Raw genomic sequence first — 5,986 nt, 5'->3', positions numbered from 1 at the left:
ACGCGGTATCGGCCACATCGCATCCTTCTCCACAACATATTCAGATTTACGTATAATTCTGAATATGTTGTGGAGAAGGATGCGATGTGGCCGATACCGCGTAGTGAGGAGATGTACTGGCGGGGGCGATGAACGCGGTATCGGCCACATCGCATCCTTCTCCACAACATATTCAGATTTACGTATAATTCTGAATATGTTGTGGAGAAGGATGCGATGTGGCCGATACCGCGTAGTGAGGAGATGTACTGGGATTTGGATATGTATGAGGAAGAGGAAGTAGAAGACCAGATATCGACAGCGGGTACGGAACTGGCTATGGGTCGTCTGATCGATGATGTGAGTCTGCTTATGAAAGGGAAGCTGAAGGAGAAGCTAGTGGGGAAGGATTGGGAGGCGAAGTTGCAGGTGGCGGAGGCTAAGGCTACGCTGGCGGATGATGCGGAGCTGGAAGAAGAGAAGGCGTGGGCGAGGGCTACGCTAGCGAGGCTGGCGGGGACGGAAGCGGCAACGCGTGAGCAGATAGTGCTGGCGGGGGCGATGAACGCGGTGGTGGAGAAGGAGGTGGTGGGGATTTGTGCGAAAAACAAGATTAATATAAAAGTGCTAGAGATGATGAGAGCGATGATGAGAGCGATGACGAAGGTGGCGCTTGAGGCGATGAGAAATGCGATGAAGAAAAAATAATCTGTCTGCATGATGTAATATGGCGAAAATGGCAGAATGTTTGTTTTGTGCGTTTGGAGTGTAAAAGGTATTGTTAATAATGGAAAATATAGGACTTATCGCAGGAAATAATAGATTCCCATTTTTGGTTGCCGAAGAAATAAGAAAAAACGCCAATAGAGTTATTTGTATTGCATTAAAAGAAGAGGCAGATCCTGAATTGGAAAAAGTTTGTGACAAAATTTTTTGGCTTTCAGTGGGTAAGTTCCAAAAAATTATAGATGCTCTTAAAAGCGAAAATGTAAAAACTGTTATTATGGCAGGACAAGTAAAACACGTTACAATTTATTCCACAATAGGTATGGATTGGCGCGCAATAAAAATAATGGGAAGTTTAGTAAATAAAAAAACTGATACAATTTTAAAAACAATTGCAAACGAATTTGATAATGACGGAATGCATTTGATACCGTCGCATATCTATTTAACTTCGTTGCTTGCTCCCAAAGGCTTAATATCTGGCAAAAAACTTTCTTCAGATGAAAATAAAGATGTTGAGTTTGGATATAAAATAGCAAAAGGTATAGCTGGTTTTGATATTGGTCAGACTGTTGTCGTAAAGGACAAATCAGTTCTTGCAGTTGAATCTGTGGAAGGTACGGATGAATGTATTAAACGCGCATACAAACTTGGCGGAGAAAATTCAATAGTTGTTAAAGTTGCAAAACCAAATCAAGATTTTAGATTTGACGTGCCTGTGATTGGTATTAATACTATCGATACTTTAAGAGAAAATAAGGTTCGCGCAATGGCTATAGAAGCAGGCGTGACTTTGATGTTGGATAAAAAAGAAGTTATTGATAAAGCAAAAAAAGTAGGTGTAACTGTGCTTGGGATATAAAGTTGGTCGGCGCTAAAGATACGATGATATGTAATAAAAAAGAGAGAGAAGATGAAGAAACTTTTATCTTTGCTGTTGCCGTTGATGTTGGTAATGACTTCGTGTGCGCTTATATTTAATGGAACGAAACAAAATGTGTCTGTAAAATAGATGACACCGTATAGTAAGATTTATGTTGACGGCGACTATGTTGGTACAGATGCGGTGTCTGTTGCGTTAACTAGAGGAGAGAACCACACTGTTATAGTTAAAAAGGAAGGTTACAACCCTGAAACTGTTGGTATAAAAAGTAGGGTTCAGATAGACTGAGTTGTTTTTGATGCGCTTCTCAATTGGTTGGCGTTTTTTACGGATCCGACAACCGGAGCTTGGTGTGGACTTGATATGACAAACATAGCGGTAGATCTGGAACCTAAAAGATAGGAAAAGAAATGATAAATATAGCATCTCCAATTATTGGACGGAAAGAAAGAAAATTAATTAAAGAAGTTTTGGATTCAAGAATTCTTGCAAGTGGTAAATATGTTGCGCAGTTTGAACAATCCTTTGCAAAATATTCAGGCGCAAAGTTTGGTATAGCAAATGCTAATGGAACGACATCTTTGCATACGGCTCTTTTAATGTGCGGTATTAAATCCGGGGATAAAGTTGTTACAACTCCTTTTTCATTTATAGCGACTGCAAATTCTATTCTTTTTTGTGGCGCAAAACCTATTTTTGCCGATATTGATCCAAAAACATTTAATATAAATCCAGTTGAACTTGAAAAAATGTTGAAAAAGGAAAGAAACGTAAAAGCTGTTTTGATAGTTCATTTGTACGGGCTTCCGTGCGATGTAGATGCAATCCTTAAGCTCAAGAAAAAATATAAATTTAAGCTTATAGAAGATTCTTGCCAGGCTCATGGAGCTGAATTTAAAAAGAAAAAAGTCGGCTCTTTTGGCGATGCAGCGGCGTTTTCATTTTATGCTACAAAAAATATGATGACAGGCGAAGGTGGTATTACTTTAACAAATGATGAAAAGGCCGATAAGTATGGAAGACAGATTATAAATCATGGTAGGGTTGGACATTCAACACATACAGTTTTGGGATATAACTATAGACTTACAAATCTTGCAGCTGCAATAGGAATAGCTCAGCTTGAACAGCTTGAAAATTGGATAGAGAAAAGAATTGCAACCGCTCAAAAATATAATGAAGCTTTTAAAGGTTTAAATTTTTTGCATACGCCCTTTGTTCCAAAAAGCTGTAGGCATGTTTTTCATCAGTACACTGTAAGAATTGCGGCAAGGGAAAGAGATAGGTTTATGAAATATCTTGCGGAAAATGGCGTGGGAAGCGGAGTATATTACAGTTCTGTCATATACAAGCAACCATTCTATAAACAGCTTGGCTATAAATCAGGAGTATGCAAAGAAGCGGAAAAGGCTGCGGAAGAAGTGGTATCTCTTCCTGTACATCCCTTGCTTTCAAAAGCCAATATAGACAAAATAATTAAAGTTATAAAGAGTTACAAAAAATGAGCATAAGAACAGCTGTAGTTGGGGTGGGATCCTTAGGACAACACCATGCAAGGATTTTAAGTCAGCATCCTAATTCTAAGCTTGAATTTGTTGTTGACGCAGATGGTAAAAAAGCCGAAAAAATTGCAAAAGCAAACAAGACAAGTTGTTTAATAGATTTTAATGATATTATAGGGAAAATTGATGCTGTAGTTGTTGCTGTTCCCACGTCGCTTCATTATCAAGTGGCAAAACTTATTTTACAAAATGGAGTACATTGTCTTGTTGAAAAACCATTTACTTTAAATGTTCAAGAAGCTGAGGAACTTATAGAAATAGCAAGCGCTAAAAATTTAGTTTTACAGGTTGGTCACGTTGAAAGATTTAACCCTGCGGTTATTGCTGCTGCGCCGTTTATAAACAATCCTAAGTTTATTGAAGTTAATAGACTGGGACCTTACGATCCTAGGACAAACCAAATTGGCGTTGTGTTAGATTTAATGATACACGATTTGGATATTTTATTTTATCTTGTAAAAGATAAAGTTGTTTCTTTTGAAGCTCACGGCGCAAAAATACTTTCCGACACTGAAGATATTGCAAAAGTCAGGCTGAAATACGCAAACGGTTGTGTGGCAGACGTGTCTGCGAGTAGAGTTACTTTGGAAAAATATAGAAAAATAAGAATTTTTCAGCCTGATAGTTATGTATCCATAGATTATGCTGAAAAGAATCTTAAAGTATATTCAAAAAAAACAGGTAAAGAAAAAATGACTTCTCTTTTTGATATAGATATTAAAAAACCAAAGCTCCCATCAAACGAGCCGCTTTTTTATGAAATTGATAATTTTCTAACTAATGTTATTGACGGCAAAAAACCCATGGTTGCAGGCGAGCAGGGTAGAGACGCTGTGGAGCTGGCTGTTAATATTCTAAAAAATATGGTGTTTTAATGGCAAACGATAAAATTTTCATCTCTGCCGGCGATTTGTCCGGTGAAATACATGCGTCAAATCTTGTTAGAGAAATAAAAGAATTAATTCCTTCGTGTCATATTTCAGCGATTGGTGGTAACAATCTAAAATTAATTGCCGATGATTTTCTTGAAGAGATAGTAAGCATTAGCGCTTTTGGGATTTTACGTGTAAAGCAAGCGCTTTATCTAGGAAAAGCTTTAAAGAAATTAGAAGAATATTTTAGTAAAAATTGTCCTGATAAAATAATACTTGTAGATTATTATGGTTTCCACATACATGTCGCTTATCTTGCAAAAAAAATGAATATTCCTGTTTTTTATTATATAAGTCCTCAGATTTGGGCATCTCGTAGTGGAAGAGTAAAAAAACTTGCCAAAACTATTAAAAAAATGCTTGTTATTTTGCCTTTTGAAGAAAAATTGTATAAAAGTAACGGTGTTGACGCTGTTTTTGTAGGAAACCCCTTGATAGACATAGTTCCTGAGAAGCAGGTTTTTAAAAATGAAAAATTTGGCATAGCAAATCCGCCGGTTATAGGGTTGTTCCCGGGAAGTCGTAGAAGTACCATAAAGTATCATATTCCTATAATTCTTGAGACTGCAAAAATACTTAAAGAAAAAATAAATGCAAAGTTTATAATGTTTAATGCTGATAAGAAGATTAATTGCGCTTTGCCGGAGTATATAGATTTGGATATTTCTGGAGATTTTAATAAAAGGAAAATTATAGATTTTGCAATTTGTCCTTCGGGAACAGTTAGTCTTGAAAACACTATAATGGGAATTCCAATGGTTGTAATGTATAAACTGTCTTATTTTAATTACTTTTTTATAAGAGCAATCATAAAGATAAAATATATAACTATGGTAAATATTTTATCCGGAAAAGGAGTTGTACCTGAGTTTATACAATTTGACGCGACTCCAAAAAAAATTGCATCATCAGTTTTAGAACAATTAAAATTAGAAAATTATGTGCCTAAAGTTACGGAACTTCTCGCATTTAGAAAAATGCTTGGAACTCCGGGAGTAAGTAAAAGAGCTGCCGAAATTATTTTAAATAGTTAAATATCGTCGAAAAAATTAAACCAAAAAGATAGTTTTCATTTACAAAAGAGCGCAATGGCATGCTTTAGGTTGTTTGATAAAATACTTGGTTCCCTACATAGACAAAATTTATTACCGCTATAAATTTATCTGAATAGAGTTTAAAATTATAAATATTGTGAAAAATTTGATATAGACTTCTATTGGCGAGAATCTTTAGTATTATTTCTAAAAATCTATACGCAAAAGTCGCTCCCATTTTGCCAAATAGCTATAACAGGTCTGCTCTTTTGGCTAGATCATATGACAATTGATAGCGCTGGATGCGCTCCATAAGCAACAAAAGCGCAAGCGGTTATAGTGATACAATCTGCGAATCGCTAATAGACTCTTCAAAAAATCCATATTCAAATGTGTCTTCAGGTAACGGTTTTGCGTGCGATTTGTCTTTTCTTTTCCCGTTATCTGAAAACCTGTTTTTGGGATTTAATTTGAAAAATCTTCCTGCTTTTATGTTTTGGGAGAAGTATTCTACAGATACAATTCCTTGGACAATCATGTTTGGGGTTGGCTACGTTTATAAAAGTTTGAGGCAGGAAGATTTAAGGGTAGAAAGAAGACAAAGATATTTGATTATTTTGATTGTATAATCTTTAAGGTTGAAATTAATCACTCTAAATCCTCTTTCGTTCTTGTAGTCCAGACTCTTTAAACCCTTCTTACTTTGTTCTTCAGAATCTAAACTCTATCTTCGTACTCTTCTAAATAATCAATTACAACTGTTGTCATTATACAAATTTAATACCTTACTTTTTCAATCCCTTACTTTTAACATTTCAACCTTAAAGATTATACAATCAAAATAATCAAATATCTTTGTCTTCTTTCTAC

General features: G+C 35.8%; 7 protein-coding genes. All 7 read left to right on the top strand.

Annotation, left to right across the window (positions count from 1 at the left end; translation table 11 throughout):
* Positions 1-216: 216 nt before the first annotated feature.
* The 7 genes from LE180_RS05810 (at position 217) to LE180_RS05780 (ending at position 5,745) form a co-directional block, all read left to right on the top strand.
* Positions 217-687, top strand: coding sequence for a hypothetical protein (locus LE180_RS05810; protein WP_374134515.1), 471 nt, complete (start codon positions 217-219; stop codon positions 685-687).
* Positions 688-766: 79 nt separating this feature from the next.
* Positions 767-1,567: an LpxI family protein gene (locus LE180_RS05805; RefSeq protein WP_374134514.1), complete on the top strand. Its 801-nt coding sequence runs from the start codon at positions 767-769 to the stop codon at positions 1,565-1,567.
* 150 nt (positions 1,568-1,717) lie between these two features.
* Complete coding sequence (locus LE180_RS05800) at positions 1,718-1,876, top strand: PEGA domain-containing protein (RefSeq protein WP_374134513.1); 159 nt, start codon at positions 1,718-1,720, stop codon at positions 1,874-1,876.
* Between the two features lie 122 nt (positions 1,877-1,998).
* Complete coding sequence (locus tag LE180_RS05795) at positions 1,999-3,093, top strand: DegT/DnrJ/EryC1/StrS family aminotransferase (protein ID WP_374134512.1); 1,095 nt, start codon at positions 1,999-2,001, stop codon at positions 3,091-3,093.
* Positions 3,090-4,025 carry a Gfo/Idh/MocA family oxidoreductase gene (locus tag LE180_RS05790; RefSeq protein WP_374134511.1) on the top strand — a complete coding sequence of 312 codons (936 nt, stop codon included), beginning with the start codon at positions 3,090-3,092 and terminating at the stop codon, positions 4,023-4,025. Before LE180_RS05795 ends, LE180_RS05790 begins: the two co-directional genes overlap by 4 nt.
* Positions 4,025-5,116, top strand: a complete 1,092-nt coding sequence (lpxB, locus tag LE180_RS05785; protein WP_374134510.1) for a lipid-A-disaccharide synthase — start codon at positions 4,025-4,027, stop codon at positions 5,114-5,116. Before LE180_RS05790 ends, lpxB begins: the two co-directional genes overlap by 1 nt.
* A gap of 302 nt (positions 5,117-5,418) precedes the next feature.
* Positions 5,419-5,745 (top strand): hypothetical protein, encoded by a 327-nt coding sequence (locus LE180_RS05780; RefSeq protein WP_374134509.1) that lies wholly within the window; start codon positions 5,419-5,421, stop codon positions 5,743-5,745.
* Positions 5,746-5,986: the final 241 nt, after the last annotated feature.

It is taken from the genome of Candidatus Endomicrobiellum pyrsonymphae (assembly GCF_020328025.1).
In the GTDB taxonomy this organism is placed as follows: Bacteria; Elusimicrobiota; Endomicrobiia; order Endomicrobiales; family Endomicrobiaceae; genus Endomicrobiellum; species Endomicrobiellum pyrsonymphae.
Note: the sequence above shows the minus strand (reverse complement) of the source record. Positions and strands in the feature narration are given on the sequence as shown.